The 16966-nt window shown below is 72.1% G+C and carries 21 protein-coding genes; 8 read left to right on the top strand and 13 right to left on the bottom strand.

Annotation, left to right across the window (positions count from 1 at the left end; translation table 11 throughout):
* The gene (locus VLK66_RS04005) at positions 1-1035 is read left to right on the top strand and encodes an inorganic phosphate transporter (RefSeq protein WP_414676452.1); all 1035 of its coding nucleotides are present in this window, start codon (positions 1-3) and stop codon (positions 1033-1035) included.
* A 296-nt stretch (positions 1036-1331) separates the two neighbouring features.
* Here the strand turns inward: VLK66_RS04005 and VLK66_RS04000 are convergent, their stop codons facing one another.
* Positions 1332-1715 (bottom strand): hypothetical protein, encoded by a 384-nt coding sequence (locus VLK66_RS04000; protein ID WP_325308085.1) that lies wholly within the window; start codon positions 1713-1715, stop codon positions 1332-1334.
* A 244-nt stretch (positions 1716-1959) separates the two neighbouring features.
* On the opposite strand from VLK66_RS04000, the gene VLK66_RS03995 reads away from it, so the two are divergent.
* From VLK66_RS03995 to VLK66_RS03970, 6 genes are read left to right on the top strand one after another with little or no spacing between them, the layout of a single operon-like run.
* Complete coding sequence (locus VLK66_RS03995) at positions 1960-2817, top strand: STAS domain-containing protein (RefSeq protein ID WP_325308084.1); 858 nt, start codon at positions 1960-1962, stop codon at positions 2815-2817.
* 9 nt (positions 2818-2826) lie between these two features.
* Complete coding sequence (locus VLK66_RS03990) at positions 2827-3219, top strand: STAS domain-containing protein (protein ID WP_325308083.1); 393 nt, start codon at positions 2827-2829, stop codon at positions 3217-3219.
* Entirely contained in the window at positions 3203-3604 is a 402-nt protein-coding gene (locus tag VLK66_RS03985; protein WP_325308082.1) for an anti-sigma regulatory factor, read from the top strand. The genes VLK66_RS03990 and VLK66_RS03985 overlap by 17 nt, the downstream gene beginning before the upstream one ends.
* A complete protein-coding gene (locus VLK66_RS03980; RefSeq protein WP_325308081.1) occupies positions 3595-4614 on the top strand; it encodes a SpoIIE family protein phosphatase in 1020 nt (339 codons plus the stop codon). The genes VLK66_RS03985 and VLK66_RS03980 overlap by 10 nt, the downstream gene beginning before the upstream one ends.
* On the top strand, positions 4611-6008 hold the full coding sequence (locus VLK66_RS03975; RefSeq protein ID WP_325308080.1) for an ATP-binding protein: 1398 nt from the start codon (positions 4611-4613) through the stop codon (positions 6006-6008). The genes VLK66_RS03980 and VLK66_RS03975 overlap by 4 nt, the downstream gene beginning before the upstream one ends.
* Positions 5995-7986: an ATP-binding protein gene (locus VLK66_RS03970; RefSeq protein WP_325308079.1), complete on the top strand. Its 1992-nt coding sequence runs from the start codon at positions 5995-5997 to the stop codon at positions 7984-7986. Before VLK66_RS03975 ends, VLK66_RS03970 begins: the two co-directional genes overlap by 14 nt.
* Before the next feature lie 143 nt (positions 7987-8129).
* Here VLK66_RS03970 and VLK66_RS03965 read toward each other — a convergent pair whose 3' ends face one another.
* The 8 genes from VLK66_RS03965 to VLK66_RS03930 all read right to left on the bottom strand — a co-directional run bounded on the left by VLK66_RS03965 (position 8130) and on the right by VLK66_RS03930 (position 13013).
* Positions 8130-8795, bottom strand: coding sequence for a tetratricopeptide repeat protein (locus VLK66_RS03965; RefSeq protein ID WP_325308078.1), 666 nt, complete (start codon positions 8793-8795; stop codon positions 8130-8132).
* A gap of 80 nt (positions 8796-8875) precedes the next feature.
* On the bottom strand, positions 8876-9181 hold the full coding sequence (gene cutA, locus VLK66_RS03960; RefSeq protein WP_349260479.1) for a divalent-cation tolerance protein CutA: 306 nt from the start codon (positions 9179-9181) through the stop codon (positions 8876-8878).
* A 35-nt stretch (positions 9182-9216) separates the two neighbouring features.
* Positions 9217-9687, bottom strand: a complete 471-nt coding sequence (locus VLK66_RS03955) for a tetratricopeptide repeat protein (protein ID WP_325308076.1) — start codon at positions 9685-9687, stop codon at positions 9217-9219.
* A 145-nt stretch (positions 9688-9832) separates the two neighbouring features.
* Positions 9833-10501, bottom strand: a complete 669-nt coding sequence (locus tag VLK66_RS03950; protein WP_325308075.1) for a Trm112 family protein — start codon at positions 10499-10501, stop codon at positions 9833-9835.
* Positions 10502-10601: 100 nt separating this feature from the next.
* Positions 10602-10982 (bottom strand): 6-carboxytetrahydropterin synthase, encoded by a 381-nt coding sequence (locus VLK66_RS03945; protein ID WP_325308074.1) that lies wholly within the window; start codon positions 10980-10982, stop codon positions 10602-10604.
* 12 nt (positions 10983-10994) lie between these two features.
* A complete protein-coding gene (locus VLK66_RS03940; protein WP_325308073.1) occupies positions 10995-11762 on the bottom strand; it encodes an SDR family oxidoreductase in 768 nt (255 codons plus the stop codon).
* Between the two features lie 215 nt (positions 11763-11977).
* Positions 11978-12601, bottom strand: a complete 624-nt coding sequence (gene folE, locus VLK66_RS03935) for a GTP cyclohydrolase I FolE (RefSeq protein WP_325308072.1) — start codon at positions 12599-12601, stop codon at positions 11978-11980.
* A 1-nt stretch (position 12602) separates the two neighbouring features.
* Positions 12603-13013, bottom strand: a complete 411-nt coding sequence (locus tag VLK66_RS03930) for a 6-pyruvoyl trahydropterin synthase family protein (protein WP_325308071.1) — start codon at positions 13011-13013, stop codon at positions 12603-12605.
* A 404-nt stretch (positions 13014-13417) separates the two neighbouring features.
* On the opposite strand from VLK66_RS03930, the gene VLK66_RS03925 reads away from it, so the two are divergent.
* Positions 13418-13858 carry a Fur family transcriptional regulator gene (locus VLK66_RS03925; protein WP_325308070.1) on the top strand — a complete coding sequence of 147 codons (441 nt, stop codon included), beginning with the start codon at positions 13418-13420 and terminating at the stop codon, positions 13856-13858.
* 380 nt (positions 13859-14238) lie between these two features.
* On the opposite strand, the gene VLK66_RS03920 is transcribed toward VLK66_RS03925, so the two are convergent.
* From VLK66_RS03920 to VLK66_RS03905, 4 genes are all read right to left on the bottom strand, one after another.
* Positions 14239-14694, bottom strand: coding sequence for a hypothetical protein (locus VLK66_RS03920; RefSeq protein WP_325308069.1), 456 nt, complete (start codon positions 14692-14694; stop codon positions 14239-14241).
* A 94-nt stretch (positions 14695-14788) separates the two neighbouring features.
* Complete coding sequence (locus VLK66_RS03915; protein WP_325308068.1) at positions 14789-15613, bottom strand: metal ABC transporter permease; 825 nt, start codon at positions 15611-15613, stop codon at positions 14789-14791.
* Entirely contained in the window at positions 15606-16379 is a 774-nt protein-coding gene (locus VLK66_RS03910) for a metal ABC transporter ATP-binding protein (protein ID WP_325308067.1), read from the bottom strand. Before VLK66_RS03910 ends, VLK66_RS03915 begins: the two co-directional genes overlap by 8 nt.
* Positions 16376-16966 (bottom strand): metal ABC transporter substrate-binding protein (locus tag VLK66_RS03905; RefSeq protein WP_325308066.1); only part of this gene is annotated, 591 nt, incomplete at its 5' end. The genes VLK66_RS03910 and VLK66_RS03905, both read right to left, overlap by 4 nt.

The following is a 16966-nucleotide window of genomic DNA, read 5'->3' as shown; positions in this document are numbered from 1 at the left end:
ATCGCCTACGTCCTCGTCATCATCCTGGTGGCGTTCGCGTTCGACTTCGTGAACGGCTTCCACGACTCGGCCAACTCCATCGCCACGGTGGTGGGCACGCGCGTGCTCTCGCCCTTCAAGGCGGTGCTGTGGGCGGCGCTGTTCAACTTCGTGGCGGCGTTCACCACCGGCACCATGGTGGCCAAGGCGGTGGGGAGCGGCTTCATCGACGTGAAGGTGCTGGACCCGAACGTGGTGTTCGGCGCGCTGCTGGGCGCCATCGCCTGGAACCTGATCACCTGGGTGTACGGCATCCCCTCCAGCTCGTCGCACGCGCTGATCGGCGGCATCACGGGCGCGGGGCTGGCCAAGGCGGGAACCAGCGCCGTCACCTGGGGGCACAAGTGGACCGAGACGCTGGCGGCCATCGTCGTCTCCCCCATGCTGGGCGCCACCATGGGCTTCCTGCTGATGGTGGCGGTGTACTGGATCTTCCGGCGCGCCGCGGCCAGCCGGGTGGACCGCTTCTTCCGCGGGGCGCAGCTGGCCAGCTCGGGGTTCCTGTCGCTGGCGCATGGCAGCAACGACGCGCAGAAGACCATGGGGATCATCATGGCGCTGCTCGTGGCCACGCAGGACATGTTCGCCAGGGAGACGGGGATCCTGAGCCACCTGTACGTGCGCAACTTCGACCACGTGCCGTACTGGATCGAGCTGGGCGCGTACACCATGATCTCGCTGGGCACGCTCTTCGGCGGGTGGCGGATCGTGCACACCATGGGCTCGCGCATCACCCGGCTGCGGCCGGTGGGCGGCTTCTGCGCCGAGACGGGGGGCGCGCTGGTGATCTACATGGCCAGCCACTTCGGCATCCCGGTGAGCACCACGCACACCATCACCGGCTCCATCGTGGGCGTGGGCGCCACCAACCGGCTGTCGGCGGTGCGCTGGGGGATCGCGGGGCGCATCGTGTGGGCGTGGGTGGTGACGATTCCCGCGGCGGGGGGGATGGCGGCGATCTCGTATCTCATCCTGCGGAGCATCATCAAGTTCTGACCGGCGAAGAAGTACGGGAGTACGGAAGTACGAAACTGCAGAGGCCGCCGCGTCCGGATGGGGATGCGGCGGCCTTGGTCTTGTGGCGGGGAAGGCCAGGGAAGGCGAATGAATTCGCGGCAACAACGGCCCGAAGTCCGCCTTCGCGGACTCCCTCTCCGGCATCTGCTCGCGGATCCAGCATCAAGGCAGTTCGGGAGATCGCGGCGCCGCCGTGCGGTTGAAGCCTCGCGCCGTTTGCGAGGCTTTCCGTCGTTGTTGCCGCGGCCGCGGCTTCAGCCGCCCTTCGCTGCCGATCAGCGGCAGCTGGGCGAGAAGCCGAGCTCGTCCCGGTCGGGGCAGGTGAAGAGCGATTCGCCGCCGGGCGCCTCGTCCGCGGCGAAGTAGGCGGCCAGGGCGTGGCGGGCCCAGCGGCGGCGCAGCGCGGCAGAAGCGTTTGCGATGCGCGCCTCCGCTCCGGCCCCGCGCTTGGCGCGCAGGAGCGACACCAGCAGCGGCGCCGCGCCCGGCTGCACCTCGCGCACGGCCGAGGCATCCAGCACCAGCGGGCGCCGGCCGCCGGCCAGCATCCCCGCCAGCACCACGGCGGGCGTGTCCACCACCTCGGGCAGCGGCAGCGGCGGGACCTCGTCCGCGCCGCCGTTCAGGCTTTCCAGCATCTCCAGCATCGTCGTCTCCATGTCGCAGGTCATTGTCGGATGCCGGAATGTGGCTGGGCTCCGTCTCGCGCATCCCCCGATCGCGTCACGATCACGTATCCGCAACGGAAGGTCTCAACGTCCGTTGAGGACGCGCGCCGTTCGAGGATGCCGGGCACGGAGATCGCATACGCCGCTTCGGCCCGACGAACGACATTCGGCTCGCCCGCGGTCGCAAGGTGCGAACACACCGCACCGCTGCCACACCTTCCGCAGAGAAAACGAGATGCCCGAAGTCTCCGCGATCCAGGCCGTGCTGGCCGAGGATGAAGCCCGGCTGCTGGACGACTGGATGCGCGAGCAGTTCGCCGCCTCCAACGTGCGCCGCGACCTGATGAGCGACGCCGAGCTGCGCCAGCAGTCGGCCGAGTTCCTGGCCGTGCTGCGCACCGCCGTGCAGACGGGGCGGCTGGACAGCGTCGCCGGCCCCGAGTGGGCGCCGGTGCGCGACGTGCTTTCGTCCATCTCGCGCAGCCGGGCGCTGCAGGGCTTCAGCCCGTCCGAGACCGCGCGCTTCGTGTTCTCGCTGAAGCAGCCGCTGTTCACGCGGCTGCGCGAGCAGGTGCCGCCCGAGCGGCTGGCCGACGAGATCTGGGGCGCCAGCTCGATCCTGGACGCGCTGGGGCTGCACACCACCGAGTTCTACCAGAAGAGCCGCGAGGAGGTGATCGCCCGCCAGCAGCAGGAGCTGCTGGAGCTGTCGACCCCCGTGGTGAAGGTGTGGGACGGCGTGGTGGCCGTGCCGCTCATCGGCACGCTCGACAGCGCGCGCACGCAGGTGGTGATGGAGAACCTGCTGGGGCGCATCGTGGAGAACGAGGCCTCGGTGGCCATCATCGACATCACCGGCGTTCCCACCGTCGACACGCTGGTGGCCCAGCACCTGATCAAGACCGTTGCGGCCGCGCGGCTGATGGGCGCCGAGTGCATCATCTCCGGCATCCGCCCGCAGATCGCCCAGACCATCGTGCACCTGGGCGTGGTGCTCGAGGACGTGACCACCAAGGCCTCGCTCGCCGACGCCATCCTCCTGGCGCTGCGCAAGACCGGCTTCACGGTCACGCGCATCCAGCCGCGCGCCTGAGGCCGGCGCATGGACCGCATCCCGATCCTGAAGATGGGCCGCTTCCTCCTGGTCACCATCCAGGTGGACATGCACGACCGCCTGGCCCTGGCGCTCCAGGACGACCTCACGCAGCGCATCGTGAAGGAGGGCACGCGCGGCGTGCTGATCGACATCTCGTCGCTGGAGATCGTGGACTCGTTCATCGGCCGCGTGCTGGGGAACATCGCCGCCATGTCGCGCGTGCTGGACGCCGAGACGGTGGTGGTGGGGATGCAGCCCGCCGTGGCCATCACCCTGGTGGAGCTGGGGCTGTCGCTCCCCGGCGTGCGCACCGCGCTGAACGTGGAGCGCGGGATGGAGCTGCTGCGGGCCTCGCTCGACGAGCTGTCCTATCCGGAGGTGGATGGCTACGCGGAGTGAGACGCGCCCGCTGCGCAGCGAGGAGGACGTGGTGTACTCCCGCCAGGCGGTGCGCAGCTGGGCCGTGGAGATGGGGTTCTCGCTCATCGACCAGACCAAGCTGGTGACCGCCGCCAGCGAGCTGGCCCGCAACACCGTGGTGTACGGCGGCGGCGGCACCCTGCGCCTGGAGCAGCTGGAGGAGGGGATCCGCCGCGGCCTGCGCCTGGTGTTCGACGACCAGGGCCCCGGCATTCCCGACATCGAGCGCGCGCTGCAGGACGGCTTCACCTCGGGGGGCGGGCTGGGGCTGGGGCTGGGCGGCGCGCGCAGGCTGGTCAACGAGTTCCACATCCGCTCGGCCCCGGGCGAGGGGACGAGCATCACGGTGGTGAAATGGAAGTAGCGGGCGAGGCCGTTCCCGTCGCGCCGGGCGACGCCAGCGCGGCGGGCGAGGTGCGGCGCCGCGTGGCCAGGCTGGCGGCGGTGCTGGAGCTGGACGAGACCGCGGCCGGCCGCGCGGCCATCATCGCCACCGAGGCCGCGACGAACCTCGCCAAGCACGCGCGCGCCGGCGGCACCGTGTTCGTGCGCGGCTGCAACCGCGGCGAGGTGCTGGGGATCGAGCTGCTGGCGGTCGACTCCGGTCCCGGGATGGCCGACCCTACGGCCTGCATCCGCGACGGCTTCAGCACCGCGGGAAGCCCGGGAACGGGGATGGGGGCGCTCCGGCGCCAGTCCGACGAGTTCGAGCTCTTCACCCTGGCCGGGAGCGGCACCGTCGTCCTTTCCCGCGTCTGGGCCACCCCCCCTCCCGACGAGGCGGTCCCCGGCCTGTCCGTGGCGGCGCTCTCCATCCCCAAGCCCGGCCAGGAGGTGTGCGGCGACGCGTGGGCCAGCGCGTCGACGCCGGGACGGACCGTGGTGATCGTGGCCGACGGGCTGGGGCACGGCCCCGACGCCGCCGCGGCCGCGCGCGAGGCGGTCCGCGTCTTCCGCGCGCACGCGGCCGAGCGCCCCGCCGCGCTGCTGGAGCGGATGCACCGCTCCATGCGCTCCACCCGCGGCGCCGCGGTGGCCGTCGCCGAGGTGGGCACCGCGTCGGGGCGGGTGCGCTTCTGCGGCGTGGGAAACATCTCCGCCGCCGTGCTCACCCCCGGCCGCGACCAGAGCATGGTGTCGCACAACGGCATCGTGGGGCACGAGATGCGCAAGGTGCACGAGTTCGAGTACGCCTGGAGCCGCGCCTCGCTGCTGGTGATGCACAGCGACGGCGTGGGCACGCGGTGGGACCTGGGGCGCTACCCCGGCCTGCAGACGCGCGACCCCGCCGTCGTTGCCGCCGTCCTGTACCGCGACTTCACCCGCGGCAACGACGACGCCACCGTGGCCGCCGCCCGCGAGCCCCCCGCGTGAGCGCTTCCCCCTCTTCCGCGCTCGTCGCCCTGGAGCTGCGCGCCGACGCCGACGTGGTGACCGCGCGGCAGCGGGCGCGGCAGGTGGCCGAGCTGCTGGGGTTCGACGTGCAGGACCAGACGCGCTTCGCCACCGCCGTCTCCGAGATCGCCCGCAACGCCGTGCGCTACGCCCGCTACGGCCGCATGGAGCTGCGGGTGGACGGCCCGCCCGGCGCGCAGCTGCTGGCGGCGCGCGTGGAAGACCGCGGCCCGGGGATCGCCGCGCTGGACGAGGTGCTGGACGGGCGCTACGTCTCCCGCACGGGAATGGGGATGGGGATCGCGGGCACGCGCCGGCTGATGGACACCTTCGCCCTGGACTCGCGCCCCGGCGAGGGAACGGTCGTGGAGCTGGGGAAGCGCATCCCCCGCACCGCCCCGCCGGTGGACGACGCGGCGCGGGCGCGCGTGGCCGCCGAGCTGGCCCGCCAGGCCCCGCCCAGCGCGGTGGACGAGGTGCAGCGCCAGAACCGCGAGCTGATCGCCGCGCTGGCCGAGGCACGCTCGCGGCAGGAAGAGCTCCATTCGCTGAACAAGGAGCTGGCCGACACCAACCGCGGCGTGGTCGCGCTCTACGCCGAGCTGGACGAGCGGGTGGACCAGCTGCGCCGCGCCAACGCGCTCCGGGCGCAGTTCATGAGCTACATGAGCCACGAGTTCCGCACCCCGCTGGACTCCATGCTCGCGCTCACCGGCCTCCTCCTCGACCGGGTGGACGGGGAATTGACGGAGGAGCAGGAGAAGCAGGTGGCGTACGTGCGCCGCTCCGCGCGCGACCTGCTGAACCTGGTCGACGACCTGCTCGACACCGCGCGGGTGGACGCGGGGAAGGTGGCGGTGCACGCTTCGCGCTTCACCATCCCCGACCTGTTCGACCTCCTGCGCGCCACGCTCCGTCCCCTGCTGGCGGGGGAGAAGACGCAGCTGGTGTTCGAGGACGCCTCGGCGCTCCCCGAGCTGGAGACCGACGAGGCCAAGGTCGCGCAGATCCTCAGGAACTTCATCTCCAACGCCCTGAAGTTCACCGAAGGGGGCGAGGTGCGGGTCACCGCGCGCATGGCGGAGCCGGGGCGGGTGGCGCTGGTGGTGGCCGACACGGGGATCGGCATTGCCGCCGAGGACCTGGCGCGCATCTTCGAGGACTTCGGCCAGGTGGACGGCGCGCTGCAGCGGCGCCGCCGGGGAACGGGGCTCGGCCTCCCGCTCTCGCGCAAGCTGGGCGAGCTGCTGGGCGGGCGCGTCTCGGTGGAGAGCCGGGTGGGCCAGGGCTCCACCTTCACCCTGGAGCTCCCGGCCACCTACCAGCGGCCCGAAGGAGAAAGCGACGGCGGAGTGGACGATGGCAACGCTTGAGCGCACCGGAGGCGTGCACGGCGACGTGCACCGCCACATCCTGGTGCTGAACGTGGACGACTACGAAGCGGGCCGCTACGCCACTTCGCGCGTGCTGCGGCAGGCCGGCTTCGACGTCATCGAGGCCGCCACCGGCATCGACGGGCTGCGCCTGGCCACCGAGGAGGCCGGGCGGCTGGACCTGGTGCTGCTGGACGTGAACCTCCCCGACGTCGACGGCTTCGAGGTCTGCCGCCGCATCCGCGCCAACCCGCGGCTGGCCAGCCTTCCCGTCCTCTACCTTTCCGCCGCCTACCGCACCTCCGAGCACCGCGTGCAGGGGCTGGAGCTGGGCGCCGACGGCTACCTGACGCAGCCGGTGGAGCCGCGCGAGCTGGTGGCCACGGTGAACGCGCTGCTGCGTGCCCGCGAGGTGGACGAGGCCATCCGCCGCAGCGAGGAGCGCTTCCGCGCGCTGGTGGCGGGAACCAGCGACATCCTCTGGACCGCCGGCGCGTCGGGCGTGCACGAGACGTCGGAGGGGTGGACCGCGTTCACGGGGAGCGACGCGGCGGGGGACGGGTGGCTCGCCGCGGTGCATCCCGCCGAGCGCGACCGCGCCGCCGCCGCGTGGACGCAGGCCGTGGCCGCGGGAACGCACTACCGCGACGAGTACCGCCTGCGCCGCGCCGACGGCGAGTACCGCGACACCCTGGCCATCGCCGTCCCCGTCCCCCTGGCCGACGGCGGCGTGCGCGAGTGGATCGCCTCCAGCGTGGACGTCACCGGCCGGCGGCGCGAGGAAGAGTGGCAGCGCCTGTTCGGCGAGGCGGGCGCGGAGCTGGGCTCCACGGTGGAGCCCGAGTCCACCCTCCCCCGCATCGCCGCGCTGGCGCTGGGAAGGCTGGCGGCCTGGTGCGCCGTCGAGCTGTGCAGCGAGGACGGCGAGCCGCGCCCCTCGGCCTCCGCCTCCGCCAGCGCCTTCCCGCCGGAGGTGGCGGACGCGCTGCGCAGGCTCGGCCGCTCCGGCACGGTCGACGTGCGCGCGCCGGGGCCGCGCGCCCTGCGCCCCGTGCGCACCGCCCCGGAGGAGGGGAGCGAGGCGGCCGCCGCGGGGGTGCGCTCCGTCCTTTCCGCGCCCATGGTGGCGCGCGGCCACCTGCTGGGCGTGGTCACCCTGGCGGCCACGGAGGGGATGACGCCGTACGGCGAGCGCGACCAGGCGCAGCTCGAGGAGCTGGCGGGGCGGATGGCGCTGGCGCTGGACAACGGGCGGCTGTACCAGTCGGCGCTGCAGGCCAACGCCGCCAAGGGGCAGTTCCTGGCGGTGATGAGCCACGAGCTGCGCACCCCGCTGAACGCCATCATCGGCTACGCCGACCTGCTGGACGCGGGGGTGGCCGGCGACCTGAGCACCGTGCAGCGCGAGCACCTGGGCCGCATCCGCGCGGGCAGCAAGCACCTGCTGCGCCTGATCGAGGACGTGCTCCTCTTCTCGCGCATCGAGGCGGGGCGCGAGACGGTGATGACGGACGACGTGGAGCTGGGTCTCGTGGTGCGCGAGGCCGCGTCGATGGTGGAGCCGCTGGCCGTGCAGAAGGGGCTCCGCTTCACCGTCGTGACGCCGGACGAGCCGGTGCACGCAGCGACGGACGAGGGCAAGCTGCACCAGATCGTGCTGAACCTCCTTTCCAACTCGGTGAAGTTCACCGACGCGGGCGAGATCCGGGTGGAGCTGTCGCGCGCCCCCGGCGGCGAGGCGCGCATCTCCGTCTCCGACACGGGGATCGGCATCGCGCCCGAGAACCTGGAGCGGATCTTCGACGCCTTCTCGCAGGTGGAGCAGGCACCCACGCGGCGCGTGGGCGGCACGGGGCTGGGGCTCTCCGTCACCCGCAACCTGGCCCGCCTCCTGGGCGGCGACGTGGAGGTGGAGAGCCGCTTCCCCGGCGGCAGCATCTTCACCGTCCGCATCCCCCCGCCCTTCCAGCATCGCTAGGTCTCACGCGGAGACGCGGAGGCGCGGAGACGCTCGCCAGCCACTTCCGCGTCTCCGCGTCTCCGCATGAGATCCATCTGTAAAAAGACCGCCCGTCCCCCGATGCAGGGACGGGCGGTCGATGTTTTCTCCGGGACGGGAGATCAGCGGCTGGCGACCTCGCGGCTCAGCCGGTACATCTCGGCCGCGCGGTCGTGGTTCCCCTTGCGGTCGTACGCGATCCCCATGGCGTAGTAGGCCTTGCTGCTCTCGGGCTGGATGCGCACCGCGGCCTCGAGCACCTCGATGGCGGCGTCGCTCTCGGCCATCTGGTTCAGCGCCTCGCCCAGCAGCACGTACGCCTGCCCGCCGTCGGGGTCCAGCTCCACCGCGCGGCGCAGAGAGGCGGCCGCCGCGGGGTAGTTGCCGCGCTTCAGCATGGCCGAGCCCAGCTGCAGGTGCACGGCCGCGTCGTCGGGGGCCAGCTTCTCGGCGCGGCGCAGCTCCTTCTCGGCGGCCTCGTACTTCCCCTGCGCGGCCAGCTCCGTTCCCACGCCCAGCAGCGCGCGCACGCTGTCGGGGCGCAGCGCCACCACCGCCGCATAGGCCTCGGCGGCCTCGGCGTGCGCGCCGCTCTCGGCCAGCGCCTCGGCGCGCTCCAGCCGCTCGGCCACGGCCTGGTCCACCGCGGGGTCGGCCGGGGCGGCCGCGCGAGTGCGCCGGGGCGCGCGCGCGGTCTTCCCGTTCGCCTCGGCGGCGGGGGCCTCGGCCGGCGCGGGGGCGCCGTTCCCGGCTTCGGGGTTGTCCAGCTCCTGCGTCTTGCGGGGCATCACTTGCTCGGGTGTCGCGGGGGTCACGCCGTCCTGCTCGGCTCCTGCTCCGTCTTCCGACTGCAACGCGGGGCTCCGGGTCACGCGCCGCCGCCCTCCGTCTCCTCCGCCACCCACCGGCAGTAGGCCGCCAGCCCGCCGGCCACCGGCACCGCCAGCAGCTCGGGCACCTCGTACGGGTGCAGCTCGGCGGCGCGCGCGAAGAGCCGCTCCAGCAGCGCGGGCCGCGTCTTCATCACCACCAGCAGCTCGGCCGCTTCCTCCACCGCGCCCTCCCAGCGGTAGATGGACGTCACGCCGGGGACGAGGCTGGCGCAGGCGATGAGCCGCTCCTCCACCAGCGCGCGGGCGATGCTTCGCGCCGTCTCCGCGTCCGGCGCCGTCATCAGCACCACGGCCACGGCGTCCGCGTCCACGCCCGTCAGAGGTCCAGCCGCAGGTCCGGCGAGCCGGGGGCGGCGTCGTCCACCTCGCCCTCGCCGGTCAGCTCGGCCAGCGTCTTCTGCGCGTGGGTCACGTGGCGCTGCGCGGTGGCGTGCTGCGGCGGGCGCGCCAGGAAGGCGCGCAGGTGCGCCACCGCCTCGTCGGTGTTTCCCTGCTGCAGCAGCAGGAAAGCCAGCCCGTAGTGCGCCCCGCTGGCGTGCGGCTTCAGCTCCAGCACGCGGCGGTAGGTGCGCGTGGCCTCGTCGGTCATCCCGATGCGCGTGTACGTCACCGCGATCTGCTGCAGCACGTCGGTGTCGTTGGGGCTCTCGCGCAGCGCCAGCCGGAAGGAGGTCAGCGCCTCGTGGTACTTCTCCTCGCGGAGGAGCACCGTTCCTTCCTCGTAGTAATCCGGGTCCTTCGCCGCGGGTCCGGAGCGGCCGTTGATCAGCTTGGTGAACCAGGACATTGTCGCGTTGCCGAGAGACCGTGCGGGACCCGGGAAGTGCCGCCTGCGGAGCGCGCGGGAAGGGCCTGACAGGGCCGTTCGGGCGCGGCCCGTGAATCTGCAAGTTACCCGCGCCACCCCGCCGCGCGCAACCGATTCGGACGGGTCAGCGGAGGGCGTTCACCCGCAGCCGCACGGGCTCGCCCACGGCGCGCGCGACCACGGTTCCCTCCTGGTCCAGCATCACCTGCGCGCCCATGGCGGCCAGGCGCTCCGCCGTCCCCGGCGCGGCCTGCTCCACCACCAGCCGCGCGCCCGGCTGCAGCACGCGCAGCCCCTCCATCAACACCGTCTCATCCCCCCCGCCGGCCAGCGCCACGCCACGCAGTGTCCCGCTCCGGAAGGGGAACCGCCCCCCGCCCGCGATCCGGCTCACCCCGGGCCGCTCGCCGCCAGTCGATGGCGGCTCGGCCGCGAAGGCGACGACCTCCACCTCGGGAACCAGGTCCGCGACGGCACCGGCAAGCATCGCGCCGGGGCCGGCCAGCAGCACCGTCCCCCGGGCGTCCGCCAGCCCCAGCAGCGCCGCCAGCCGCACCGCCGCCTCGCCTTCCCCAACGGCGTTTTCGGGAGATGGGGATGGGGATGCGGGCGCGTCCCCCGCCGTCCGCACGTTCAGCACCCCGTCGTGGATGGGATACTGCTCGCGGCAGTTGGGGCACCCCAGCCGCCCTTCCATCACCCGCCGCTCGTCAATGCGGTCGGCGAGGAGCACCAGCCCGAACTCCGGCCCGCAGCGGGGACAGGCGAGGACGTCGGTCAGCAGGAGATACATCTTCGCGTCTCCAGGGATCGCTGGATCTCACGCGGAGACGCGGAGACGCGGAGACGCGGAGGTGCATGGTGAACGCCTCCGCGTCTCCGCGTGAGCCCCGTCACCACGTCGGCTTCAGACTGTACTGGGCGTACTGGTTCGGCGTCTCCCACACGCGGACGTAGACGAGATGATCCGCGAGCGGGCCCAGGAGATCCCGCATCTCCCCGAAGATCCAGCGCGCCTGGTTCTCGGCGCTCGGCTCGATCTCGGTGAAGGGCGGCAGGTCGTTGATGTTCTCGTGGTCCAGCCGGTCGGCCACGGCGCGGAGATGCCGCTTGGCCTCGCCGAAGTCGTACGCCATCCCGCCGTCGCCCACGTCGTCGAAGGCCAGCCCGGCCTCCACCTCGTAGCGGTGGCCGTGCAGCTTCTCGCACTTGCCGTGGTAGTTGCGCAGGAAGTGCGCGGCGTCGTAGTGCGCCTTCACGTTCAGCAGGAACATTCCGCCCTGGGTCTACCCCGCGGCCTCGACCGCGATGGTGGGGATCTGCACGTGCCGCGGCTGGGCCGCGGCGAACATCACCACGCGCGCCACGTCGGCGGCGCGCAGCATGGCCTGGCGCGGCGGGAGCCCCGGCCGGGCCCCGACGGCGTCCCACAGCGCGGTGTCGGTCGCCGCCGGCTCCACCAGCGTCGCGCGCACGCCGGTGCCGCGGATCTCCTGCAGCAGCACCTCGTGCAGCCCGCGCAGCCCGAACTTGCTGGCGCTGTACGCCCCGTTCTCGGGAAAGGCCACGCGCCCCGCGACGGAACCGACGTGGATCAGGTGTCCCGCGCGCCGCCGCAGCATCAGCGGCAGGAAGGCGCGGACGAGGAGAAAGGGGCCGCGGAGGTTCACGGCCACCTGCCGCTCGAAGTCCGCCGGGTCGGTCTCCGCCAGCGGCGCCAGCGAGAAGGCGCCCGCGGAGCTCACCAGCACGTCGGGCGCGTCGCCCAGCAGCTCGGAGACGTAGGTGGCCACGGCGTGGACTCCCGCCGGCTCGCCCACGTCGCCGGGGATGGCGTGGCCGCCGACCTCGGCCGCGGCGCGGAGAAGCGCGTCGCTGCCGCGCGCCACCATCCCCACCCAGGCGCCGGCGCGCACCATCTCGCGCGCCACCTCCAGCCCGATCCCGCGCGAGGCGCCGGTGACCACCACCGTCTTCCCCGCCAGCTCGCCCGCCGGCGCGGAGCCGCGCGCCGGCGCCGGCTCCCCCCCGATCATCTCCTCGTGCTCCGTCATCCTCCCCTCCCGTCCGTCCGGTCCGCGCCCGGATGCCGGGGCGGGGGCGCACAAGATAGTCGCGCCACCCAGGCGGCGCGACTCTCGTCCCGACATCCACCGTCCCCTCCGCCGCCCCGCCGCGCGGCTTACCCCCGCACCGGCGGCTGAAGCCGCAGCGCCGCGGCTTCAGCCGCCCTTCGATCGCTCGGGAGGATACTTCACTGCTCCGCCCCTTACATCCCCCCGTGCGTGGAGTGCACCAGGCGCAGGAACTCCTCGCGGGTGCGGATGTCTTCCAGGAACACGCCCTTCATGGCGCTGGTGATGGTCTTCGAGTTCTGCTTCTCCACCCCGCGCATCATCATGCACAGGTGCGCGGCCTCGATCACCACGCCCACGCCCTCGGGGCGCAGCACGTCCATCAGCGCGCCGGCGATCTGCTCGGTCATGCGCTCCTGCACCTGCAGCCGCCGCGCGAACACCTCCACCACGCGCGGCAGCTTGCTGAGCCCCACGATCCGCCCGTTGGGAATGTAGGCGATGTGCACCTTGCCGAAGAAGGGGAGCATGTGGTGCTCGCACATCGAGTACATCTCGATGTCCTTCACGATCACCATGTTGTGGTGGCCCTCGTCGAACACCGCGCCGCCGACGGCCTCCTCCACCGACAGGCCGTAGCCGCGGGTGAGCCATCGCATGGCCTTCTCCACCCGCTCGGGGGTGCGGCGCAGGCCTTCGCGCTCCGGGTCCTCGCCCAGCGCCAGCAGCATCCGGCGCACCAGCTCCGCGTACTCGCCGCCGCCCGCCTCGTCCTCGCGGTGGGCGCTCGCGTGATCGTGCAGGGTCAGCTCCGCCATCTCAGTCTCCCTCGTATTCCGCCCAGTTGCGGGGCGTCTCGTACAGCACCAGCCGCGCCAGCCGCCCCCGCGGGATGCGCGGCGCCAGCTGCCGCCAGAGCGCGACCACCAGGTTCTCGGTGGAGGGGATGACCCCCTCCAGCCACGGCACGTCGAGGTTCAGGTTGCGGTGGTCCACCTCCTTCAGCACCTCCCCGGCCGCGTCGCGCACCTCCCCCAGGTCCACGAGATACCCCGTGCGCGGGTCGGGCTCGCCCTCGACGGTGATGTCCAGGTCGTAGTTGTGCCCGTGCCAGTTGGGGCTGTTACACAGACCGTAGATGCGCCGGTTCTCGTCGTCGCCGAGCGCCGGATTGTGCAGGCGGTGCGCGGCGTTGAAGTGCACCCGCCGGGTCACGCGTACGGTGGGCAAGGCGGTCTCCCTGAAAGCTTCTGCCTGTGGAAAAGGCCGGCCCCGGTTTGCGCGGAGCCGGCCTGGTACGGAAACGACGGGGAGGATTTTCGAAGCCTCGTGCGAACACGGGTGGGTGGCCCCTCCCCGGCTTCCGCCTTCCCGTGCAGGGCGTGGCGTGGGCCGGTGAACGAAGCCCCCGGCTTCAAAGGCGTTGGCTCAAAAATGGAGCTCCCCGCCACTTCCGGTGGCCGAAAATCTAGCCGGGCCCCCGCGGCCGGTCAAGCAAACGGGCCGCGCGGGAGAGCGGGAAGATGATGAACACGGTGGACGAACGGCGCGTGGCATGTATATTGTCTCTCTGCTGCCGTCCACGGAATGCCATTTCCGTGTAGCACTCGTCCGCTGACCCGTATTTCCGGCCCGTGTCTCCCACCGCATCCGATATCTTCGACCAGCTTGGCCGCCGAGGGCAGCGGCTGACGCGCGCCCGCCGCGCGGTGATCGAGTCGCTGCTCGCGTCCAACGGCCCGGCCAGCGTGCGCGACCTGCACCTGGCCGCCGGCCCCGTGGACCTGGTGACCGTGTACCGCGCGCTGCACTGGCTGGTGGAGCTGGGGCTGGCGCGGCAGGTGCCCGGCGGCCCCGGCGGCGAGCGCTACGAGCTGGTGGACGATGCGGCGCACACGCACCACCTGCACTGCGACGGGTGCGGGCGGATGTGGACCGTCCCCGTCTGCGGCATCCCGCGCGCGACCTTCGAGACGATCCAGCGCGAGTACGGCTTCACCGTCACCGACCACCGCCTCACCTTCCACGGCATCTGCGCGGACTGCGCCGCGGGCCGCGAAGCGAAGCGGCCCTAGCGTCTCCCGACGATCTGTGACACGGGAAGGGTGGCGGGTGTTAAGCCGGAGAAATGGATCTGCGCGCGGCGGCGGGGGGGAAGGCGAATAAATTCGCGGCAACAAAAGCACAAAGTCCCTGCGGGACTGCAGGGCGAGATCTGCTCGCCTGCGAAGCATCTGTCCGCCAGTCTGGCCCATTCCCGCTCCGCAATAGAGGAGGAAGAAAAAATTCAGCACCAACCTCCGCTTGTCGTGACCATGCCGGATAGCAGTCCCGCAGGGACTTTGTGCTGTTGTTGCCCCCGAATTCCATTCGGGGTGCCGCGACAGGGCCCCGATCCGCATCCGCGAATCGGGGCCCCTAGTCCATCAGCAGACGGCCGTGACGGCGCCGCGGCTCAGCTCACCGTCACCCCGACGGACGGCGACTGGTACACGGTGAAGCCGCCCTGGATGTACTGCACCCGCAGCGTGGTGGCGCCCTGCGAGCCGCCGGTCAGCGTGCCGTGCAGCACGTTCGCCTGCTGGCTGTCCAGGTGGAAGCCGGCCACCACCGTGTTGGTCACGTTCACCCGCACCTCGTCGCCCGGCCCGATGCCGGCGGGGACGTTGGTATCCGTCAGCAGCCGGAGGATCAGGTGGCGCTGGCCGCCGGTGGGAACGGCGATGCCGCCCTGCACCGTGCCGTCGGCGAACACCTGCGCGTACACCTGCTGCGTGGCCTCGTCGTAGATCAGCACCTGGTACTTGCCCTGCTGCGCCGGCTGTCCCGTGCCGGACGTGTCGGAGCAGGCGGCGGCCAGCAGGCACGCCGCGGCGGCCAGGGTGCGGAAGATTCTGGAGATTCGGGTCATCGGCGGATCGTACGTCGGTGGTCGAAAGCGGCGCGTGCCGCGGTGTAATCTACCGCGGCACGCGCCGAAGGTTCAATCGCCCCCGGGATGATGGCTACCGCCGCAGCGCGCGGATCCCCCAGGCCAGCAGCGCCAGCAGGCCGGAGACGCAGATGATCGCCGGCCCCGTGGGCAGGTCGTACGGCACCGACAGGGTGAAGCCGATCACCGCGGCCAGGATCGCCGACCCGACCGACCACGCGAACACGCCCGCCATCCCCCGCGCCAGCAGCAGCCCCGTCACCGCGGGAAGGACGAGGAAGTTGAACACCAGCATCACCCCTGCGAACTGCATGGCGAAGGCGATCACCAGCCCCAGCGTCAGGTACAGCAGCAGGTTCCATCCCCCCACGCGGTACCCCAGCGTCCGCGCCGTCTCGCGGTCGAACGAGACGAACAGGAACTCCTTGTAGAACAGGAGATGCACCAGCAGCACGGGGATGGACACGCCCAGCAGCACCAGCGTGTCCGTCCTCGTGATGCTCAGGATGTTGCCCTGCAGGAAGATGTCGTGCGCCTCGCCGGTCGCCGCCTTCGCGACGAGCAGGATCCCCGCGGCCGCGGCGACGGCGTAGGTGACGCCGATGGTGGCGTCCGGCGGCACCGGCCCGCGCCCGCCGCCCTCCACGCCGAAGAAGAGCGCGCCGGCCAGCGTCACCACCAGCGCCAGCGCCACCGGGTGCGCGCCGAGCGCCGCCATCGCTCCGTAGCCGGAGAGGAAGAGCGCCAGCGCGATCCCCGCGGAGGAGAGCTGCGCCAGCGCCGCGCCGACGAACACGATGCGGCGCAGCACCACGTAGACGCCGAGGACCGAGCAGGCGAGCGCGATCACCAGCGCCCCGTACAGCGCCTCTCGGAAGAGAAGGACGGCGTCAAGCACGGTGCGCCTCCTGTCCGGGGGCGAAGCGGCGCGCCAGCACGATGCGGTGCCCCTCGAACGAGTCGACCTCCACGGGAATGCCGTACATCTCGCTCAGCACCGGCTCGGTCATGATCTCGTCCACCGTGCCGATGCGGAACCCGCCGCCCACCACCAGGGCGATGCGCTCCACGTAGTTGGCCACCTCGTTCAGCGCGTGGCTCACCATGATCACCGTGAGTCCGTCGCGCTCGTGCAGCTCGCGCACGAGCCCCAGGATCTGCGTCGTCGACACCAGGTCCATCCCGTTGGTCGGCTCGTCCAGCACCAGCACGTTGGGCTCGCCGACCAGGGCGCGGGCGATCAGCGCGCGCTGCTTCTGCCCGCCCGACAGGTCTTTCAGCTGCCGCCCCGCCAGCTCGGGGATGCCCACGTGCTCCAGCGCGGCCATCGCCCGCGCGCGGTCGTCCTTCCCCGGGCGGCGCCCCAGGCCGATGCGGTCGTAGCGCCCCATCAGCACCACGTCCAGCACCTTCAGCGGAAAGTTGTAGTCCACCTGGTCGCGCTGCGGCACGTAGCCGAAGCGCAGCGCGTCCGAGCGCACGAGCGTGCCCTCCTGCGGCGCCAGCGTGCCCAGGATGGCGCGCAGCACCGTGGTCTTCCCCGCCCCGTTCGGCCCCACCAGCCCCAGGAAGTCGCCCTCCGAGACGGCGAAGCTCAGCCCGGAGAGGATGGTGCGGCGCCCGTAGCCGAGCGCCACCCCGTCGAAGCGCACCAGGTCGCTCATCTCACCGCCGCGGCAAGCTGGCCCACGTCGTACTGCATCAGCTGGATGTAGTCGGTGATCGTCCGCACGCCGCCCACGGAAGGGGGAAGGACGAGCACCCGCGCGCCCGTCCGCTGCGCCACGAAGTCCGCCGTGCGCTTGTCGTAGTACGGCTCCATCACGATCACCTTCGCCCCCGTGCGCCGCATCGTGGCGATGAGACCCGCGAGATGCGAGGGTGACGGCGGGACCCCCGGCTTGGGCTCCATGAAGCCCACGATGTTCATCCCGTTGTACTCGGCGAAGTAGCGCCAGCTCGTGTGCCACGCGACCACCGGCTTGCCGCGGATGGCATCGAGATCGGCTTGCCAGCTCTTCTCCGCGGCGTTCAACCGCTCCTCGAACGCCCGCTCGTTCCGGTCGTAGACGGCGGCGTTGGCCGGATCGAGCTGCGCGAACTTCGCCTCGAACAGCCGCGCGATGCGCCGGCCGTTCTCGGGATCGAGCCAGTAGTGCGGATTGCCCAGCGGGTGCACGTCACCCATGCTGCGGTCGACGTTGCCCTGCGGTCGGTCGAGCACGGGGATGGCCCTCGATACGTCGAGGTA

Origin of the sequence: Longimicrobium sp., from assembly GCF_035474595.1 — a bacterium.
In the GTDB taxonomy this organism is placed as follows: domain Bacteria; phylum Gemmatimonadota; class Gemmatimonadetes; order Longimicrobiales; family Longimicrobiaceae; genus Longimicrobium.
Note: the sequence above shows the minus strand (reverse complement) of the source record. Positions and strands in the feature narration are given on the sequence as shown.